Here is a 17,189-nt window from a genome sequence, read left to right on the forward strand (position 1 = left end):
ATATATGGGAATAACTGAGGAAAATTGTTACTGAGCTAAAGAGAATCGTTGGTGAGAGTAATATTATTGATGTTGAGTTGATGGTTTATGAGGCTGACGGCTCCTTCGTATATACGGCTAAGCCCGACGTAATTGTTTTCCTCCAGACCCACTGAGGAGGTTGCTAAGGTCGTTAGGGTTGCCTGGGAAATAGGATACCCATTATTGGCCGTGGCTCAGGCACAAGCCTCAGCGGTTGCGTTTTACCAATTGAGGGCGGTATTGTTATTTCCCTAGCGAGAATGAATAAGGTCCTTGAGCTTGATATTAAGAATGAAACAGCCACCGTAGAGGCTGACGTCATTAACCTATGGCTCAGTGACGCCTTGGCTAAGCTATCCAGTCGGTCACTTAACAACGATGTACTGGGTGGGCGCCAAGCCTGGTTATAGTCACATGAGCTCTTAAGCTTTAATATTATTCAGTTATTGATTTTATTATTTTTACAAACCACTAAAATAACCACGAATATTAAAGCTTGAGAGCTCATGCACTTACAACCAACCGAGACTCTACATGAGCATCTTGATGTATGTGTGATCTGCAGGAGGTGTGAGACTGCGTGACCATCAGGCGTTCAGTATAGTAAGGTTCTTGAGGCCGCATATGCCTACCTGAGTGATAAATTAATAGATTATGGGTATCCATGGCATGTAAGGGCTGGGTTCAAATTTCTTGAAAGCCCAACGGTAATAAAACTGGCGCTGTCCGTGCCTAATTCATTGCCTGGAATACCAAGAGATATGAAGGGATTTGCGAGATCCAGAGATAGGGAGAGGCTTGATGATGTGCTTGGCAAGGTGTTTAGGGTACCGAGAGATAAGACTGTCAGGGGTTAGGGTCCTACTATTTGTGACTAATTCATGCGTTGCCTGGCAATCCCATACACACTTAGTCTACGCCACAATTAGGGTATTAACGTGGAATGGATTTGAAATCGTGATGCCCAAGGAGTTCAAGTGCTGTGGTGCAGGCATGATGTACTCAAATAGGCATCCAGATATTACCAGGGAAATAACTAGGCAGAAGCTTGAGGATCTGATGCGCCATAAACCTGAGGCATTAATGTTGGGGGCGTGGCTTGTAAGGCTCATTGGGCAAACATAGTTAGGGAAAACGAGCTAGGTATTAAGTTATTATACCCAACGGAATTACTTGATATGCCCTATAACCTAAATTTCCACCGATTATGTAGGGCGTGAAGGTTCGATGATTTAATGCCTTGGTTTGGGTTAATGATTATAAATAGGCACAATACTTATTGACAATGTCAATATGCATTAGGAGCCCAGCCTCTATAGCCAATTTAGGACCTGGGTTCGACATAATGTCGCTGGCAATTACAGAGCCGTATGATGATGTTTACGTTGAAATAGGGCATAATGGCAATGATTATATTAAGTTCGTTGGAGATTATTTACATTACCTACCAAGTGACTATAAGTCCACTACCATGTACCCAGTGATTGAGGAGTTTAGGAGAATAACTGGGCTGGATTTCAAGGTAAGGATTACTGTTAGGAAGGGCATCAAACCCGCCAGTGGTTTGGGCAGTAGTGGTGCTGACGCGGCTGCATTGACCTATGCATTGAATAAGCTACTGGGCACAAACCTTGATTCCAAGTCCCTGATTAGGATTGCTGCTCTAGGCGAGACTGCAGCGGCGGGTGTTCCTCACATGGATAACGTGGCTGCATCCCTATTGGGTGGTTTGGTAATAATTAATCCAGTCACTGGGGACTTCGTGAAGGTCGAGGTACCCAGTAATTACTGGATTGTGGTTGTCCTGGCAGGTAGTAAAGTTAGTACCGGGGAAATGCGCAAGTTGTTACCGAGTGCCATTGATATGAGGGATTTCAAGAATAACTCCGCCTACGCTTCAATGCTAATTTACTCATTGATCACTAACAATAGGGAAATACTCAGTAGGGCGTTGATGGGTGATTCAATCGTTGAACCCATAAGGATTAAGTTCTACCCACACTACGGGATAATTAAGGAAACCCTACTAAAGGTTGGTGCAATTGGCGTGGCTCTCTCTGGCGCCGGTCCGTCGCTGTTCGGGGTGTTTGACAGTGAACCACCCAGGGATCGCATAGATGAATTACTTAGGAAAAGCGGTCTTAGGGATTACGTACTAATAATAACAAAACCCACCAACACCGGTACTAGGGAGGTCCCGTGCAACCAACTTAATACTTAATACACTTTCCTAGGTTATGGGCCACAGTATGGACGTAGTAATCATTGGAGGAGGAATTACTGGGACTGTGCTTACTCACTTATTGGCCATGAGGAGTGTCCACGTAACGCTAGTGGACGCGGGACTACAGAAACCTAGGTACCCACTAATCCACTCAAAGCTATTGAGGTTCCATGAGGACATAACACTGTCCAAGATTAGTGAGGAGGTTTACCTGGAACTATCGAGAAAACTCGGGATCAAGGTACTGCAACCCATGGATTCAATCACAGTAATACCCAGTGAGTGCTATAGTGATACTGCTAAATTGATTAATTTATGGCATGAGGCTGGTGCACGTGTTAAGGTAATTAATGATATAGGGAAGTATGGACTCAAGAAGGCCGCTAATAATGAGGTTTACATACTCAGTAGTGATGGTGATAATTTAGTTAATTACGTACAATTAATGAGACGAATTCGTAAGTACAACAACGTAAGATACGTCGAGGGTAAGGCCAGGGTTAACGTGAGCAATGACAGCGTTGAGGTTGTGGTTAATGATAGGACTTTGCACGGGGATTATTACATAATTACCGCCGGGGCATGGAACTCCACAGTGGCCAGGGACGCGGGTTTAAGGGTTCCTTTACTACCGTATAAGTGCCAAGCGGCTGCCTTTCTAAGCAGGAGGATCAATTACATTCTTTACGACTACGTACTTGACATCTACATGAGGCCTCTCGGGTCCACCATGGATCACGTACTCGGCCTTTCCGGGCTATCAATAGTGGTTGGCGGAGATGGCAATTCAAAAACCACAGAACCAGGTAAGGAGGAGGGGGTTGATCGCGAGTTCCTTAATGAGGTAAGCAGTAAGGTCATGTCCAGGTTAGGCAATGCATTTCTCATTGGCTCTAGGTTTGGTTATTGTGAGGTTACGCCGGATATGAGGCCTGCGGTGGGGACTCTGGACCTGAGCAACCTAGTGTTTATGGGTGGCTTTGATGGCTATGGCGCAGAGGTCGGGCCTGCGCTGGCCCTGGCATTAACCGAGTACTTATTCAATGGTTCATGGCCTGGTTATGCAAAGCCCTATCTAATTGACAGGTTCGGCAATAACTGGCCCAGTACCTGGGATATAAGTACTGAGGCCCATGAATTATGTGTTTAATGCAGATATAATTCATGATAGTGTTAAGTAAAATTTAGGAAATGAGAGTGGGATCTTACGGTGAAGGTATTGATGTTTTTACGGTAAGGGTGAGTTGTAGGGTTTGGTGCGGTGTTGAAGGTTTATTAATTCTGTTGGGTTTGTTGTTTGGTTGGTTAGGTTGCGTGTTGTTGATTTACCGATTCCGGATGTGTTGAGGGATTTCATAGTTAGGGAGAGGGGTGTTCAGGAACTTTATCCGCCCCAGGAGGAGGCTGTTCGTAGGGGTTTGTTTGATGGTAGGAATCTTATTATGTGCACTAGTACGGCCACTGGGAAGACGTTGATGGCTGAGTTGGCTATGGTGAATGCCGTGCTTACCAGGGGTGTTAAGGCAATACTCGCCGTTCCATTGAGGGCCTTGGCTTATGAGAAGGCGAGGGATTTAAGGGTTTATGAGAGGCTTGGCGTTAGGATTGCCGTTACAACCGGTGAGTATGATAAGGATGATGCGTGGCTTATGAATTATGACATTGTAGTTACTACCTATGAAAAGCTCGATAGCCTACTGAGGCATAGGGTTGATTGGCTTAGGCGGGTTGGCGTTTTAGTTATTGATGAGATTCACTATGTTGATGATGATAAGAGGGGCCCGACCATCGAGTCTATAATTGCCAAGGTTAAGGCGCTAGGTCTTGACATGCAGTTGCTGGCTTTGTCGGCTACAGTGGGTAATGCCGAGGAGTTGGCTAAGTACCTCAATGCCGAGCTTGTGGTTTCTGACTGGAGGCCTGTGAGACTTAGGGAGGGTGTTTATTATGATGGGGTTATTTATTATGCAGATGGTTCTAGGGAGTCCATTAAGGACTTGGGTAATCCCGTACTGTCGCTTGTGATGAATACGATACTTGATGGCGGGCAGGCACTCGTCTTCACAAATTCCAGGTCGAACACAGTGAAACTGGCGCAGCAGTTGGCTCAGTACATTTGTAATTATGGTGTGAAGGTGATAGAACCCAGGGAGTTGTCCAAGGTCTCCGGTGCAATCCTTGAGTCGTCGCAATCCAGGTTGCTTGGTGAGGAGTTGGCGAAGATCGTGAGGTGCGGTGTTTCGTTTCACCATGCTGGCCTTGATATGGATGTTAGGTCGATAATAGAGGATTCCTTTAGGAATAGGTTGATTAGGGTTGTGGTGGCCACAACGACTTTGGCAGCGGGTGTTAATCTACCGGCTAGGAGAGTCATTATTCATGATTATAGGAGGTATGAGCCTGGCTTTGGAATGGAGGAGTTGCCAGTGATGGAGTATAAGCAGATGTCCGGTAGGGCTGGTAGGCCTGGGCTTGACCCGTATGGTGAGGCCATACTGATTGCCAGAGGTGAGGATGAGGTTGATTACTTGATCAAGAATTACATAAATGCCAGGGTTGAGGATGTTAAGTCCAAGTTCCTTACCGATAAGAACCTGGCCACTCACATACTCTCGGCAATAGCCAGCGGCTATGCCTCCAGCGTTGGAGATGTTATGAGGTTTATTTCGTCAACGCTGGGTTATGTCCAGGGAAGCTACGACAAGAATGAGTTCCTTAGGGGATTATTGAGGAGGAAGATCGATGACATACTCAATTTTCTAATGGAGTCCGGCTTCCTTGAGAGGAGGGATGATTATGTGGCTGCGACAACGCTTGGTTTGCTGTTAAATACCCTGTACCTAGATCCGTACACTGCCAATACCTACATACGTGGTCTTAGGGTTAGGGAGGAAACCAATGACCTTGGTTATGCTCACCTCATTGTTCAATCGCCAGAGGTCCCTAGGTTGCGGGTTAGGAGGAATGAGTTTGATGATTATCTGCAGCTTGTCCTGGATAACTGGGATTACTTACTGGTTAAGCCCTCAATTACCAAGGATGAGATTGAGGATGGTGAGTTCGAGGATGAGGAGATCGAGGACTACCTATCCACCGTTAAGACCGCCGTGATGCTACTGGATTGGGCTAATGAGGCTTCTGAGGATGATCTGCTCAAGAACTATGATGTCGGTCCTGGTGACCTGAGGGTTTATGGCGATTTAATGAATTGGTTGGTTAGTGCTGTGGCTAGGCTCGCCGGTGCTCTTAATATGGAGAAACACATGGAGAGATTGAGTACGCTTAGGTGGAGACTAACCTACGGTATTAGGGAGGAGCTAATGGAACTTGTGATAAACCTGGAAGGCGTTGGTAGGGCCAGGGCCAGGGCCCTTTATAATGCCGGTTTTAAGAGTGTGATTGACATCGCGAATGCCGATCCCAAGTTGATAAGCGGGATTAGGGGATTTGGTGATAGGCTCGCCCGATCGGTCGTTGAGCAGGCCAGGAAGATCGTTGAAGAGGGCAAGGTTGTCAAGCCCACTGCAACTGATACTAATAGAGAGATGAGTAGGCAGGTGATTGGTAAGAGACGTGGCTCATTGCTCGACTACCTTTAAACCCTATGAGTGAAACACTTATATACGCATAGGCGTCGGTAGCAGTTGTTGATGATAAACAAGGCAGTAATAACCGCTGCCGGGTTAGGCACCAGAATGAGGAACATGACGCTGATAATGCCTAAGGCCTTGCTTCCCTTAATACGCCGAAATGACTCGGCAGCATTGGTGCCTATCATCGACTTAATAATCATGAAGCTGCAGGAGGTTGGTGTTTCCAAGTTCATGATCGTGGTTGGTAGGAATGGTAGGCCATTAATTGATTACTTAATGGACAAGGTGTTCACGGATTTAATAAGGGCGCAGATATCATTTACATTTCAGGAGAGGCCCCTCGGCTTTGGCGACGCCGTGCTTAGGGCAGAGGATTTCGTAAATTCAGACCCTTTCTTCGTGCATGCTGATGACGGTATACTAACAATAGGTTACCCTGAGGGCGTTAAGTTATATGACGAACTGAGGCCTGACGTGGTTTTATTCCTTAGAAGGGTCAGTAATCCCAGTAGGTATGGCATAGCTATTGCTAGGGATGAGGGGTCATTCGATGGTTTTAGGCTGGTTAGGATACTGGATGTTGAGGAGAAGCCCAGTAACCCGAGGTCGGATATTGCCATATCAGCCGTGTATATATTCAATAGAAAAATAATTGAGGGTCTCAGAGCAGTTAAGGCTGGGAATGAACTTGAACTCACGTATGGCATTAAGAATGTGATTAATGGTGGTGGCGAGGCTTACGGCCTACTACTCGGTAATGACTCATGGTTGAACGTAGGTAGTGTTGAGGATTACTTCAACAGCATGGTTAGGACATTTAAATCCTAATACAGAAGCTAACCTTTATAATAAGACGTCCCGGAATAGCATTGTTATATGCTTGTTAACATGATTGTGAGTAAGAATAGGGTATCTGGGGGATTAAGGACGGGTATCAGGCTAAGGCTTGAAAACCCACCGCCTGGTGTAAGTTACAGGGTTATTAATGAACCGGTGGGTCTATCACCCTTGCATAATGATTTCTACATAACCAGGGACACAACAACTAAGTGGTTTCTTAAGGCCTTGATAGAACCAATATACTCCCTGAGACTGGGGGGCTTGGTGCATGCCTTTTTTTCTGAACTTGTTTATACCACGTACACCGTGGGTTCAGGAAATTGATCAACCAGTATTCAACTTATTCGAGAAATACCTAAACAAGTCAAGGAGTAGCGCCCTGTATAGACTTGCAATGAGGGTATTTAGGTACTTATTTAATAGGGATGATGTAGTGATGATAACATGGACTCAATGGAGTAAGGAGGGACTTGAGATGGAGGGTTTTAGGGATGTTAGGGTCGTACCGCCACCTATGAGGACCAGCCCTAGGAAGATCGATAATGAAATAACCGTGGGCTTCATAGGTGTTGAGTACCAGAGAAAGGGTGGTGATATTGCAGAGGACGTAATGTCGAAACTCCCTAGGCGGATAAAGAAAGTATACGTGGGTAAAAGCCCGAGGAGGGTAAGTGGCATTGAGTATCACGAGCCGATGAGAAGGGAGGAATTGCTCAAGTTAATGTCTGAATTTGACGTGCTCCTCTTCCCAACAAGGGGTGAGGCCTATGGGTTTACTGCGCTCGAGGCCATGAGCATGGGCATACCTGTCGTTGCTTCAAACGTTGATTCAATGCCTGAGGTCATTAGTGACGGAGGCCTATTGTGTAATGTTAATGACACTAGGTGCTTCCTTGACAGCGTTAAGGAGCTTGTGAATTCTCCTGATTACATAATGGAGCTTGGCGCAAGGGCTAAGGCCATAGTTGCTCAAAGACATTCACCAAGTGTCGTTGGCAAGGAATTATTGGGAATATACAGGGAATTAAGTGAGTATGAGTAACCCTACGAGGCAAGTAGTTGATATCCTAATGGACCTAATTAGGGTAAGTACAGTGTCACCACCTGGCGAGAACTACCTGGAACTTGTTGATTACCTAGACAGGTTGTTAACTGGGTTTGGGCTAAACACCAGGATCATTGACGTACCAAAATCCGTGATTAGGAAGTACTACCCTGAATACGCCGAGTACCCCAGGTACATATTACTGGCTGAACTATGCAATGTCAGGGATAGGAGAATTCACCTTAATGCGCATTATGACGTAGTTCCTGGAGGAGATGGTTGGTTAGTTACTGAACCCTTTAAGCCGGTCCTAATTAATGACAGGGTGTATGGAAGAGGCGCCTCGGATGATAAGGGTGGCGTCACAACCCTGGTGTTACTGGCGAAGCAACTCAGCGAACTTAAGGGATTCAGTGATTGTGTGGAGTTCTCCTTTACTCCTGATGAGGAAATCGGTGGATTGACAGGAGTCGGTTATCTCATCAATATTATTCATAGGCCTGATTACGCGGTTGTTGTTGAACCAACGGGGCTTGATACCGTGTGGATTGGGAGCATGGGTGTATTACAGGTGGATGTGGTAGTTAGGGGCCTTCCAGCCCATGCCTCACAGCCTTGGTATGGCATAAACGCCTTCGAGGATGGTATTACCATTGCCCATTCCTTGGGCAGTGAGTTGAAGCCTAGGATTGAAGGTAGGCGCTTTATGGGTGAGACTGCCACGGTAGTGTTGGGGGGAATTACGAGGGGTGGCGATGCACGTAATTTGGTGCCTAGTTATTTTCAGTTCTCAATAGACAGAAGAATACTACCCAATGAAAAAACGGACCTTGCCCTTAACGAAATAACTAATCACATTGATAAATCACGGAATAACATAAAGTCCTCCGTAGATATATATGTGGTAAATAGAATAGAACCAGCAATGAACCCAGGTACAAGATTACTAAGTAAGTTAGTAAATGCAGTGGAGAAAGTATTGAATTTAAATCCCAAGGTGAGAATATCGAGGGCGCCGGTGGACACACGATACCTACAGAACGCCGGTGTTGATTCACTAACCTACGGACCTGGCGACACATCGTCAGCGCATGGACCTGATGAGTACATACATGTGATCAGCATCATGGATGCGGTGGATGTGTACATGGAATTAATAAAAAACGTCAATAATGAATAACGTATTTTAACTAAACGCAATAGCCTTTAACCATAAATGGTATTAAACTATCAGTTCCTCACTGAAGGGCTAATACCTAGTTCTCGGCATGGGCTCTCATTCCTGAGGCAAGGATCATTTGTTAATAATTACGTGACAACCAGGTTAGGTAAATATTTTTATACTGCATTATTCACGTTGGTCTTGGTATGGCTAGGATTGACTGGAGTGTTAATGCTGAGGACATCATTAGAAGGGTTAAGGAGACCTATGGGGCCAGCATCACTGAGGAGCAGGCAGTTAGGGCACTTGGTTATGAGTATAGGATTAGTTGGAAGAAGGCCGTTGAGGTTGCCAGGTTCATCAGGGGATTCACCATTAAGCAGGCCGAGGAGTACCTAAACAATGTCATTAAGATGAAGACACCAATACCAATAAGGAGGTTCACAAAGAAGCAGGCACACCACACAACACCCTGGGAGGGCTGGCCAGTGGCCAAGTGGCCCATTAATGTGGCTAAGGCCTACCTAGAGGTTCTTAAGAACCTCGAGAATAACGCGAGCTATAGAGGCCTTAATGTTGACAATGTGGTTATTGTGCACGTTGCTGTTCATAAGGGTCGTAAGATAAAGAATTACATACAAAGGGCCTTCGGCAGGTCAACGCCCTGGTTCCAGGACACAGTAACCATAGAATTAGCCGGTGCCGAGATACCCGAGGAGAATGTACCAAGGAAATTAAAGCTAAGACCAAAAACCTACTAATGTCTCCTTAGGAAAATCACCAGGTATTCTATACCAAGTTTCTTGAGGAACTTTATTAGTAATGAGTCATCAGTAATTACGACTGGTTTTTCATCCCTAAACCTCATGGCAAGTACTATCAGTGACACGTCAGTGTCACTTAATAACTTCGGCAAATGATAATTCCTCCTGGCAAGTGCCACCTCCTTGGCGCTTATGTCATAGACATCGATATTGAGAACCTCAGGCACTACGGCTGCTCTTGCATCCTTAAGTTCATTAACCACGTAATTCGTGGTTGACAAGTGGCCCATGGCTGTTAATGGCCGTAGATCCCTCGAGTGCAGTATTGCGGATGTATCGAGGATCACAATACGCTCTATGTTCATGGTATGAATAACCTCCTTAATAACCTGTCATACATACGATATTGGCGGGTCCTAACAAACTTTATCCGTCTATCGCAAGGCATAATGCGTATTTCAGCACCTCTTTGCGCTACTGTGCCGTCGCAAAGAATGTGCGCCACCTCACTTGTCAATACCTTAATGGGTATGTCGAATGGGTGGACAATGGGAACTAAAGCCCTGGAGAATGGCGCAAGGGGTACTATTAATTTCGTTGTTAACCTATTGTCAATGACTGGGCCTCCAGCAGCCAGTGCGTATGCCGTTGAGCCAGTTGGTGTGGCTATTATGACTCCATCCATTCTAGCTCTCATTATTTCCTCACCACTGTCCTCAACGACAGTCACGTTTATCAAATGCCCTGGATCGACACCCTTAACTAAAACCTCATTCAAGGCCACGCACTCGAAATCAGCAGAGATGGCCTTTAGGGTGATCCTCTCCTCAATTATATACTCACCCTTTATTATCTTATCCAGTACCTGGGGCAGTTCCCTGGCGCTTACATCACTTAAGTAATTAACTCGGCCGGTACCTATATGTAGGATAGGCATGTTCGTAGGGTTTCCCATCTCATGTATGAACCTAAGTACTGTACCGTCACCACCGATCACCATTGCCATATCAATACTTGTGGAACCATCCCACTTGGGTATGCCCATGTTTTTAACCTCCAGGTCTCTGGCTGCGAGCGTCTCGATCCCTCCATTACTTAGCTTATTCACTACTAACTTGGCCAATGCATAATCCTCGTACTTTCCAACATACATTATAACCCTCATTAATTCTCGAAACTACATACCACACAGAGAATTAATAAGTAATTTCTAATAATGGAAGGGATAGAGAGTTTCCAATAGAAAACCTTTTATTAACTCTAGCTATGTCGACTCTTGTATGTCAACGAAACCAACAGAGGCAGGTTCTGTGAAGGAGGGCAGTTACTTAATGATTGATGGAGAACCATGCAAGATAGTTGAGGTTGAAAAAAGCAAGACCGGCAAGCACGGATCCGCCAAGGTCAGGATAGTGGGTATTGGTGTGTTTGATAATGTGAAAAGAACCCTAATAGTGCCTGCGGATGCCCAGGTCGAGGTACCGATAATTGAGAAGTTCGTCGCCCAAGTCGTGGCTAAGGTCGGTGATTCCTGGCAACTAATGGACCTGAGGAACTACACCACGTTCGAGGTGCCCCAGAACCAAATCGAGGGTGACCTAGGTGAGAAGATCGAGCCTGGCATTGAGGTTGAAGTTTGGGACATCGCCGGACGAAGGAAGATCGTTAGGGTTAGGTAGATCAAAGTTAACCAACGAATAGTCTATACTGATCAGCCCCCTGTAATTCCCTCAGTATTCTCTCAATGATTAGTTTCTCGGGATCAATACCGATCCTGCCCTTTATATCCTCGAAAGACTTAAAGGGTTTCTTTCTTCTCTCCTCGAGTATTTGCCAAAGTGTCTTCTTGCCAATGCCCTTAAGTAGCTCTAGGCTGTGCATTTTTAGGGTTATTGGACCAGCTTTATTAAAGAAATCAATAAACCTATCCTCCTGGGTCTTCACAATCTTAGCAACGATTTCCGGAAGCGCACTCTTGGCTTCACTTGTTAGTTCTTCATAGCTAATTCTCCTAACGATCTTATTTACCTTGTCCCTTGGGCCATTACCGATATAAACCCTTTCACCCACCTCCGCCGTAGTGTTGGGTTTTAGCGTTAGCTCCAATAGTGTGAAGAATTGATCACCAATTGCCTGCGCATAGGCTTCATTCCTAGGAAACCCCTTCTTTATTAGGGATGGGTCCTTAACAAGCATTTGCTCCGGAGGTATTATGTCCAGTATAAAGGCGTAGTCCTCCCTCTTAACCATTAAAGACACCCTCAGGACTGTTTACTACCCCTTAGTAGGTCAAGTATGCTCTCAATGTCTTGGTCACTGAACTCCCTTTTCTCGCTTCCCAGTAGTATCCTGAGTTCATCCGCTGTTTGAGGCATTATGTTGATTATTTGAATTGCAGTTAATTTAGCAAGTCCAAACCTTTTCATCAGTTCTGAGATTAAATCCTTCGCCTTCTCAAGATCCACCTTTAAGAACCTCCTTAGGTAGTCCAGCGTATTATTTACTACTTCGTCATTAGCACCAATGCCACTATTGACTACCTTATCCTCGATAATCCTTAGTGCCTCAGCCGTAGAAATGTCCTCAGCATTAATAATACGTTTAACCACAGTTAATTCCCTAGGTAAAATCCCTATTTAAGGATTAGGCATATACTAATTGATTAAGTGACATAACGTAGATACAACATGCACAGCGTAATACTAAGAAAAACATGCAACGATCAAATGGGTTTAAGGAAGCCCTGCATGCTGAATAATCAATGAAACGGAATGCTTAAATACACATTGAGGTGATGATGATTGGGGATTTAACGTGCACCGAACACATGGCCTACGCTACAAATCAAGGAAGCTACTCACAAAGAAACCAAGGGAGAAGGGCAGACCGGGTATTTCTAAGTGGCTTTACGAATACAGGGTAGGTGATAAGGTAATCATTAATATAGACCCAACATTCATAACCACTGCACCACATAGGAGATACCAGGGAAAAGTGGGCACCATAATTGGAAAGAGGGGTAAGGCGTACGAAATAGAGATCTATGTAGGCAGCAAGAGAAAGATCATAATAACAACTCCTGATCATATCTTACCATTCAATGCGCAATCAGTTGGGACGAAACCATCAGCCTCGTAAACGCCACCCAGTCATTCTAGTCAGTTATGTTGAGTATGTCTATTTCCACTGGCTTAACACCAATACCTAATACACCGGCTATACTTGGTTCAACATCGCCAAAACCACCATGCACAAAGCCCCTAATGTACAGGTTGCCCTGGCACTTAATTAGGAACTCCACGAGTCTACCCCTAACAACACTACCATTAAGTTCATAAACCATACTAATCCTCCTCCTAATCCTACGTCCATGCCTAATCCTCTGGGCAACCTGCCTATTCCTAAAGTAGTCATGAAGTGTTATCATGGCTTCATTCGTGACATTATCATCGGCAATGGCGAGAACCCTATACGTAATTACATAATCCCTAACCCTAGCCTTCATCTTCATTATGATGGAGCTCTTAACATACGAGGGCTCCTCAAGCTGCACATCGTAGTTTGGATCCATTAGTAACGGGCTAATGTCCTTAATATCCAGTCTTTTTCCTGGTCTAATTACTTGAATTACCACTGGTCTACCGTTACCGAGAACCCTGGCGGCACTTGGATCGTCACCACCCGCGTGCACTATAGCTTCCTGTGCGCCGTATGCCTGAACTACGCGGTCAATGGGCCACCTAGTGTTCTCCCTATCGCCAACCACTCTATGGACCTTCCTATACCTAGTAAGTATGTAGATTGGCATTACCTGTGTTGTTACGGAGCCCGTGGCTATGTCAATTATGGTCTCCACATCAGGTTCCTCCCTACTAAATTGAACACCGAGTATTGAAGAAACCCTCTTGCCCAGCTCCCTATTCAATTCACGCTTAATGGATTCAGAGCTGGATATATTAAATTCCGTGGTTATGTTCAATTCCCTACTCAACACATCAATGGGTACCCTACTACCAAGCCTAAACGACCTATACTCAACACCCAGAGACTTCAGACTCTCTGCGATATTCCTTGCCCACTCATCAAGCCTATTAAAAATGGAATTCCCACACACATAGCACGTAGTTGGGGAAACCTCGATACTGAGGTTCCTCAGGAATTTTATGCTCGGTTCATGCCCACTTAGGGCTAATACCCTCAAATCATTAATCAGTTCATCACTTAAACCCTCGCTTATTATTTTCTCATGAATTCTCATCAATAAGTAATCCTTAATCGCCCTACCCCTCTCCTCATTACTAAGCCCAGTACCCAACCTGGCGAATAACCTGCCAAGGCAGTGGTCACAAAGTGGGTACTTCCTCAGTATGTCCATGGCCTTTTCGAGGCTCATACCACGCAATCACGGAATATAATAAGTATTAAAACATATAACTTAGGTGATTAATCCCGTGAATACCTACGCAGTAGGCGCATTTATGAATGAATGCATGGTAAAATGGAGAAGTATAGAGGGCTTCTTAGATGCTGTTGAGCGTCTAAGGTCCATGGAACCGGGGATCGTAATATTAAATAATTCAATAAGCGCACCAGGCGAGTTATGCAGTGAAATCAACAGGATCCTTCAAAAACCAACCAGGTTATTACTGCTCTTAAACATTAATGACTGGATCGAACTACTGAGGGGACTTTACGACTTCTACGGTGAGTTACTAGACCCAGAGCCAGGGCTCGACATGCCAAACCTAGTGCTCAGTATTAGGATACCAAGTAAATCCTTCGGGCTCACATTGAGGATAGTAATTAAACTACTGGGCATTAATGGCAATGTATTTCCAAGCAATGACGGAAAACTCTACCTAGTAATCCATGATGGAGTCTCAATAGCCAGGTTCATAAAAACAATAAAAACACACCTAAACCCAGAACTGAACATAGCCCTAAGAAACAAGTGGAGAAAGCACTATGCAAACCTCGGCGAACCAATAATAACCATTAGGGAACAATCATATTAACAATAATCCTATCACATGCATTCAATTACCTCAGTCAATCAATAACGATCCTCGCAACCCATCCAGCATGGAAAACCCCTCAATATTCTATTGAGATCTTTGCATTAATTATCAGGTTGCGTGTATGGGTGATAGGTGCGGAACTTGGAATTATGTAGTCGACGTATTAGGGGTTCTAATGGTCCCTGGACTTTACTGGGGCAATAGACGTAATTTGAATTTGAAGGTTGGTGGCTTTAGGCATGTGGTCTTATCAGTCGGTTTAGGTTTCGCCATCGATCGGCGTGGGTTCAACTCATCATTGCCATATATTTAAAGGGGCTGTGTATTAAGCTTTGTTGTGATGATTAACAATCACTGATTGATTTCATGATGATGCGTGTGAGGGCTGATCATATCGGGTAGTCGAAGTTGGTCTCCGCCTGCCTAAGTGGTGGGCATTTACCATCTTTCTCACTTATTATCACGCCTTCCCTAACTGGCCATTGTATACCGATCTCTGGATCATTCCATGCAATGCATCTTTCATGCTGCGGACTATACTCCTTGGTCTGTAGGTATAGGAATAACGTGTCATCCTCAAGGGCCTGAAAACCATGGGCAAAGCCAGGTGGCACCCAGAGAAGCCTTGGTTTTTCAGCCGAGAGTTCGACCATTACATACCTACCGAACCATGGAGAGCCCCTTCTGATGTCCACAGCCACATCAACAACCTTACCCCTAACCACTGTGACCAATTTGCCCTGTTCCATGGGTTTGAGTTGATAATGGAGTCCACGAATAACACCGCGCCTGGACTTGCTTAGACTTACCTGTACAAAATCGTGGGGTACACCACCGGTCAGGAAGTCGGTCCTCTTATAAAGCTCTGCGAAGAATCCCCTGTTATCGTGGAAAAACACGGGTTCCACTAGTATCACATCAGGGATCTCAAGCCTTGTGAAATTCTTGAATGGCATTGATTGGATGTAGTATTGATCTTAATAAGTGATACCTTGCTTCCTAATGAGGCGCGCCCCTCTTGGGGTTCTCGTTCCATTACCCCTTCTTTTTCCCAGGTAATGCCTAGGGGGTATTGGGCGAGGTCCTGGTTCCAGCGTTTGAGGGTGTTTAGTCTTGCGTTCAATTCACTGTCAATGACTAGGCCACGCCTTGGGATACCTGAGGCCCTATCCCTAAGGATTAACTCATTATTCACATAACCACGCCTAATTACGAAAAGGTATCGGTAGGGGGAGTACGTGCACATCCGCATAGGGAGCATGGAGTACTCAAAGGAGACTGAAAGGAAAAAAGTCTGCCTGCATAGCCCACCTTAAAGGACGAGATTTTAAGTACGTACTTATAAAGTAAGATAAAATAATTCTAGAAATTGGTTAATAAGTCCATGGTTATATACGTATTGATCGAATGAATACAGTAGTTAAGCCTGAGATTGTGGTGACGTTAAGCAATAAGGAGAGGATGATGCCTACTTACGATAGCGAATACGTACTAATGAGGGATCGGGACTTTAGTGTCATACTGGACAATGTAAACCTCAGTATAATACTTGCCATAATAAATGGTTATGACCGCTTTGCCCAAATAATGAAGAAGACAGGCCTACAGAGAGGTAAGTTATCAAGACACCTAAGGAGGTTACTGGGTACTGGGTGGGTCATTAAGAGCGGAAGCAGGTACTTACCCAGCGGGCATATATACGTGGTTTATGAGGTACAGGACATAAACGGGCAAATAATGCTAACCCTATCAACAAACAAGGGCGCCTTCATAGACCCAATCTACGGATTACTGGTAATCAATGGTGAGCCACTAAGCAATTACTGCGCCTCATGCCCGCTTAGACAGACCTGCGTTAATAATGTTAAGTCCCTGGCCCGTAAGTACGGCGCTGAGTTAAGGGGTGGTGAACCAAGTGAGGCATACGTGGAGTTATTCAGGGAGTTAATCAGGAGGGATCTAATCAGGAAGCTGAGGAGTGGGTGGAGGTTGATTATCAAGAGGTAACGTGTATAGACCGTTATCTGTTAGCGTGGTAATAGTTACGTAACTCGCCATGCATTGAGGGTTATTTATGGATATTGGATTTATCGAGCCCATTTTAGAGATATGTTTATATTTCTAGGAATTGAATAATACCATAATGGAGAAGACAAGTGAAACATTAAATAAAATTGCCCAGGATTTTATAACCACCACCGTGAACATCGGTGGTGTCTACATAGCGTCACTTGATGGGTTACTAATTGCACATGCATCAAAGATAAGCACGGACCCTGACAGAGTGGCTGCTATGGTGGCTTCCCTAAGCGCCGTTGGGGATAGGGTCAGTAAGGAATTGCTTAGTGAAGAAACGACCCACGTAATTGTTCAATCACGCACAGGATACATAATAATTAAGAGGCATGGCGATCTGGTATTCGGTGTCCTCGTCCAGGGCAATGACGACTCAACAATAGGTCTAACAATGCTCGAGCTCGAGAGATTGATAGGCATAATTAGCAAGCAAACGAAGTAATGAT

24 protein-coding genes are annotated in these 17,189 nt (G+C 44.9%); 18 read left to right on the plus strand and 6 right to left on the minus strand.

The genetic code is table 11. The annotated features are described in order from the left end of the window. Window positions 1–132 precede the first annotated feature (132 nt). From Vsou_RS02625 to Vsou_RS02680, 12 genes are all read left to right on the plus strand, one after another. A complete protein-coding gene (locus Vsou_RS02625) occupies window positions 133–276 on the plus strand; it encodes a hypothetical protein (RefSeq protein ID WP_229709733.1) in 144 nt (47 codons plus the stop codon). After that, window positions 249–431 carry an FAD-binding protein gene (locus Vsou_RS02630; protein WP_229709749.1) on the plus strand — a complete coding sequence of 61 codons (183 nt, stop codon included), beginning with the start codon at window positions 249–251 and terminating at the stop codon, window positions 429–431. Before Vsou_RS02625 ends, Vsou_RS02630 begins: the two co-directional genes overlap by 28 nt. Window positions 432–749: 318 nt before the next feature. Continuing rightward, on the plus strand, window positions 750–878 hold the full coding sequence (locus Vsou_RS02635; RefSeq protein WP_264890761.1) for a hypothetical protein: 129 nt from the start codon (window positions 750–752) through the stop codon (window positions 876–878). Next, window positions 826–1,146, plus strand: coding sequence for a heterodisulfide reductase-related iron-sulfur binding cluster (locus Vsou_RS02640; RefSeq protein ID WP_229709750.1), 321 nt, complete (start codon window positions 826–828; stop codon window positions 1,144–1,146). The genes Vsou_RS02635 and Vsou_RS02640 overlap by 53 nt, the downstream gene beginning before the upstream one ends. 160 nt (window positions 1,147–1,306) lie before the next feature. Next, on the plus strand, window positions 1,307–2,242 hold the full coding sequence (locus tag Vsou_RS02645) for a homoserine kinase (protein WP_054843326.1): 936 nt from the start codon (window positions 1,307–1,309) through the stop codon (window positions 2,240–2,242). 28 nt (window positions 2,243–2,270) lie between these two features. Further along, the gene (locus Vsou_RS02650) at window positions 2,271–3,395 is read left to right on the plus strand and encodes an NAD(P)/FAD-dependent oxidoreductase (protein ID WP_188602746.1); all 1,125 of its coding nucleotides are present in this window, start codon (window positions 2,271–2,273) and stop codon (window positions 3,393–3,395) included. 151 nt (window positions 3,396–3,546) lie between these two features. Then, window positions 3,547–5,844 carry a DEAD/DEAH box helicase gene (locus tag Vsou_RS02655; RefSeq protein ID WP_308419813.1) on the plus strand — a complete coding sequence of 766 codons (2,298 nt, stop codon included), beginning with the start codon at window positions 3,547–3,549 and terminating at the stop codon, window positions 5,842–5,844. 51 nt (window positions 5,845–5,895) lie between these two features. Then, on the plus strand, window positions 5,896–6,666 hold the full coding sequence (locus Vsou_RS02660; protein WP_188602856.1) for a nucleotidyltransferase family protein: 771 nt from the start codon (window positions 5,896–5,898) through the stop codon (window positions 6,664–6,666). Window positions 6,667–6,714: 48 nt separating this feature from the next. Then, entirely contained in the window at window positions 6,715–7,002 is a 288-nt protein-coding gene (locus tag Vsou_RS02665) for a hypothetical protein (RefSeq protein WP_229709734.1), read from the plus strand. Then, the gene (locus tag Vsou_RS02670) at window positions 6,947–7,720 is read left to right on the plus strand and encodes a glycosyltransferase family 4 protein (protein WP_229709735.1); all 774 of its coding nucleotides are present in this window, start codon (window positions 6,947–6,949) and stop codon (window positions 7,718–7,720) included. The genes Vsou_RS02665 and Vsou_RS02670 overlap by 56 nt, the downstream gene beginning before the upstream one ends. Beyond that, the gene (locus tag Vsou_RS02675; protein ID WP_188602747.1) at window positions 7,713–8,903 is read left to right on the plus strand and encodes a M20 family metallopeptidase; all 1,191 of its coding nucleotides are present in this window, start codon (window positions 7,713–7,715) and stop codon (window positions 8,901–8,903) included. Before Vsou_RS02670 ends, Vsou_RS02675 begins: the two co-directional genes overlap by 8 nt. 188 nt (window positions 8,904–9,091) lie before the next feature. Continuing rightward, window positions 9,092–9,646 carry a 50S ribosomal protein L22 gene (locus tag Vsou_RS02680; RefSeq protein ID WP_188602748.1) on the plus strand — a complete coding sequence of 185 codons (555 nt, stop codon included), beginning with the start codon at window positions 9,092–9,094 and terminating at the stop codon, window positions 9,644–9,646. On the opposite strand, the gene Vsou_RS02685 is transcribed toward Vsou_RS02680, so the two are convergent. After that, window positions 9,643–10,014 carry a PIN domain-containing protein gene (locus Vsou_RS02685; protein WP_054843334.1) on the minus strand — a complete coding sequence of 124 codons (372 nt, stop codon included), beginning with the start codon at window positions 10,012–10,014 and terminating at the stop codon, window positions 9,643–9,645. The two genes, Vsou_RS02680 and Vsou_RS02685, sit on opposite strands and share 4 nt — an antisense overlap. Beyond that, a complete protein-coding gene (locus Vsou_RS02690; RefSeq protein ID WP_188602749.1) occupies window positions 10,011–10,814 on the minus strand; it encodes an NAD(+)/NADH kinase in 804 nt (267 codons plus the stop codon). The genes Vsou_RS02685 and Vsou_RS02690 overlap by 4 nt, the downstream gene beginning before the upstream one ends. Window positions 10,815–10,929: 115 nt before the next feature. Here Vsou_RS02690 and Vsou_RS02695 point away from each other — a divergent pair, with 115 nt between their 5' ends. After that, the gene (locus Vsou_RS02695) at window positions 10,930–11,328 is read left to right on the plus strand and encodes a translation initiation factor IF-5A (RefSeq protein WP_188602750.1); all 399 of its coding nucleotides are present in this window, start codon (window positions 10,930–10,932) and stop codon (window positions 11,326–11,328) included. Window positions 11,329–11,335: 7 nt separating this feature from the next. Here the strand turns inward: Vsou_RS02695 and Vsou_RS02700 are convergent, their stop codons facing one another. Beyond that, window positions 11,336–11,899 carry a DUF655 domain-containing protein gene (locus Vsou_RS02700; RefSeq protein WP_188602751.1) on the minus strand — a complete coding sequence of 188 codons (564 nt, stop codon included), beginning with the start codon at window positions 11,897–11,899 and terminating at the stop codon, window positions 11,336–11,338. A gap of 11 nt (window positions 11,900–11,910) precedes the next feature. Next, entirely contained in the window at window positions 11,911–12,258 is a 348-nt protein-coding gene (locus Vsou_RS02705) for an RNA polymerase Rpb4 family protein (protein ID WP_188602752.1), read from the minus strand. Window positions 12,259–12,463: 205 nt separating this feature from the next. On the opposite strand from Vsou_RS02705, the gene Vsou_RS02710 reads away from it, so the two are divergent. After that, window positions 12,464–12,787 (plus strand): 50S ribosomal protein L21e, encoded by a 324-nt coding sequence (locus Vsou_RS02710; protein WP_054843338.1) that lies wholly within the window; start codon window positions 12,464–12,466, stop codon window positions 12,785–12,787. A gap of 16 nt (window positions 12,788–12,803) precedes the next feature. Here Vsou_RS02710 and Vsou_RS02715 read toward each other — a convergent pair whose 3' ends face one another. Continuing rightward, on the minus strand, window positions 12,804–14,042 hold the full coding sequence (locus Vsou_RS02715; RefSeq protein ID WP_188602753.1) for a tRNA pseudouridine(55) synthase: 1,239 nt from the start codon (window positions 14,040–14,042) through the stop codon (window positions 12,804–12,806). Between the two features lie 46 nt (window positions 14,043–14,088). Between Vsou_RS02715 and Vsou_RS02720 the strand changes: the two genes are divergently transcribed. Beyond that, window positions 14,089–14,664 carry a hypothetical protein gene (locus tag Vsou_RS02720; RefSeq protein ID WP_229709736.1) on the plus strand — a complete coding sequence of 192 codons (576 nt, stop codon included), beginning with the start codon at window positions 14,089–14,091 and terminating at the stop codon, window positions 14,662–14,664. Between the two features lie 392 nt (window positions 14,665–15,056). Here Vsou_RS02720 and rfbC read toward each other — a convergent pair whose 3' ends face one another. Continuing rightward, on the minus strand, window positions 15,057–15,623 hold the full coding sequence (gene rfbC, locus Vsou_RS02725) for a dTDP-4-dehydrorhamnose 3,5-epimerase (protein ID WP_188602754.1): 567 nt from the start codon (window positions 15,621–15,623) through the stop codon (window positions 15,057–15,059). Window positions 15,624–15,725: 102 nt separating this feature from the next. On the opposite strand from rfbC, the gene Vsou_RS02730 reads away from it, so the two are divergent. The 3 genes from Vsou_RS02730 to Vsou_RS02740 all read left to right on the plus strand — a co-directional run bounded on the left by Vsou_RS02730 (window position 15,726) and on the right by Vsou_RS02740 (window position 17,185). Then, window positions 15,726–15,866 (plus strand): hypothetical protein, encoded by a 141-nt coding sequence (locus Vsou_RS02730; RefSeq protein ID WP_188602755.1) that lies wholly within the window; start codon window positions 15,726–15,728, stop codon window positions 15,864–15,866. A 208-nt stretch (window positions 15,867–16,074) separates the two neighbouring features. After that, entirely contained in the window at window positions 16,075–16,674 is a 600-nt protein-coding gene (locus Vsou_RS02735) for an ArsR family transcriptional regulator (RefSeq protein WP_188602756.1), read from the plus strand. 136 nt (window positions 16,675–16,810) lie between these two features. Next, window positions 16,811–17,185 carry a roadblock/LC7 domain-containing protein gene (locus Vsou_RS02740; RefSeq protein ID WP_188602757.1) on the plus strand — a complete coding sequence of 125 codons (375 nt, stop codon included), beginning with the start codon at window positions 16,811–16,813 and terminating at the stop codon, window positions 17,183–17,185. Window positions 17,186–17,189: the final 4 nt, after the last annotated feature.

This window comes from Vulcanisaeta souniana JCM 11219 (genome assembly GCF_026000775.1).
GTDB classification, from domain to species: Archaea; Thermoproteota; Thermoprotei; order Thermoproteales; family Thermocladiaceae; genus Vulcanisaeta; species Vulcanisaeta souniana.

What these genes read in the sequence shown, in the direction of transcription:
- Vsou_RS02660 (WP_188602856.1), top strand. Translation starts at nt 5,896, where the DNA reads ATGATAAACAAGGCAGTAATAACCGCTGCCGGGTTAGGCACCAGAATG.
- Vsou_RS02700 (WP_188602751.1), bottom strand. Translation starts at nt 11,899, where the DNA reads ATGGTTAAGAGGGAGGACTACGCCTTTATACTGGACATAATACCTCCG.
- Vsou_RS02675 (WP_188602747.1), top strand. Translation starts at nt 7,713, where the DNA reads ATGAGTAACCCTACGAGGCAAGTAGTTGATATCCTAATGGACCTAATT.
- Vsou_RS02690 (WP_188602749.1), bottom strand. Translation starts at nt 10,814, where the DNA reads ATGAGGGTTATAATGTATGTTGGAAAGTACGAGGATTATGCATTGGCC.
- Vsou_RS02665 (WP_229709734.1), top strand. Translation starts at nt 6,715, where the DNA reads ATGCTTGTTAACATGATTGTGAGTAAGAATAGGGTATCTGGGGGATTA.
- Vsou_RS02685 (WP_054843334.1), bottom strand. Translation starts at nt 10,014, where the DNA reads ATGAACATAGAGCGTATTGTGATCCTCGATACATCCGCAATACTGCAC.
- Vsou_RS02730 (WP_188602755.1), top strand. Translation starts at nt 15,726, where the DNA reads ATGCCTAGGGGGTATTGGGCGAGGTCCTGGTTCCAGCGTTTGAGGGTG.
- Vsou_RS02715 (WP_188602753.1), bottom strand. Translation starts at nt 14,042, where the DNA reads ATGAGCCTCGAAAAGGCCATGGACATACTGAGGAAGTACCCACTTTGT.
- Vsou_RS02645 (WP_054843326.1), top strand. Translation starts at nt 1,307, where the DNA reads ATGTCAATATGCATTAGGAGCCCAGCCTCTATAGCCAATTTAGGACCT.
- Vsou_RS02735 (WP_188602756.1), top strand. Translation starts at nt 16,075, where the DNA reads ATGAATACAGTAGTTAAGCCTGAGATTGTGGTGACGTTAAGCAATAAG.
- rfbC (WP_188602754.1), bottom strand. Translation starts at nt 15,623, where the DNA reads ATGCCATTCAAGAATTTCACAAGGCTTGAGATCCCTGATGTGATACTA.
- Vsou_RS02680 (WP_188602748.1), top strand. Translation starts at nt 9,092, where the DNA reads ATGGCTAGGATTGACTGGAGTGTTAATGCTGAGGACATCATTAGAAGG.
- Vsou_RS02650 (WP_188602746.1), top strand. Translation starts at nt 2,271, where the DNA reads ATGGACGTAGTAATCATTGGAGGAGGAATTACTGGGACTGTGCTTACT.
- Vsou_RS02670 (WP_229709735.1), top strand. Translation starts at nt 6,947, where the DNA reads ATGCCTTTTTTTCTGAACTTGTTTATACCACGTACACCGTGGGTTCAG.
- Vsou_RS02695 (WP_188602750.1), top strand. Translation starts at nt 10,930, where the DNA reads ATGTCAACGAAACCAACAGAGGCAGGTTCTGTGAAGGAGGGCAGTTAC.
- Vsou_RS02640 (WP_229709750.1), top strand. Translation starts at nt 826, where the DNA reads ATGTGCTTGGCAAGGTGTTTAGGGTACCGAGAGATAAGACTGTCAGGG.
- Vsou_RS02740 (WP_188602757.1), top strand. Translation starts at nt 16,811, where the DNA reads ATGGAGAAGACAAGTGAAACATTAAATAAAATTGCCCAGGATTTTATA.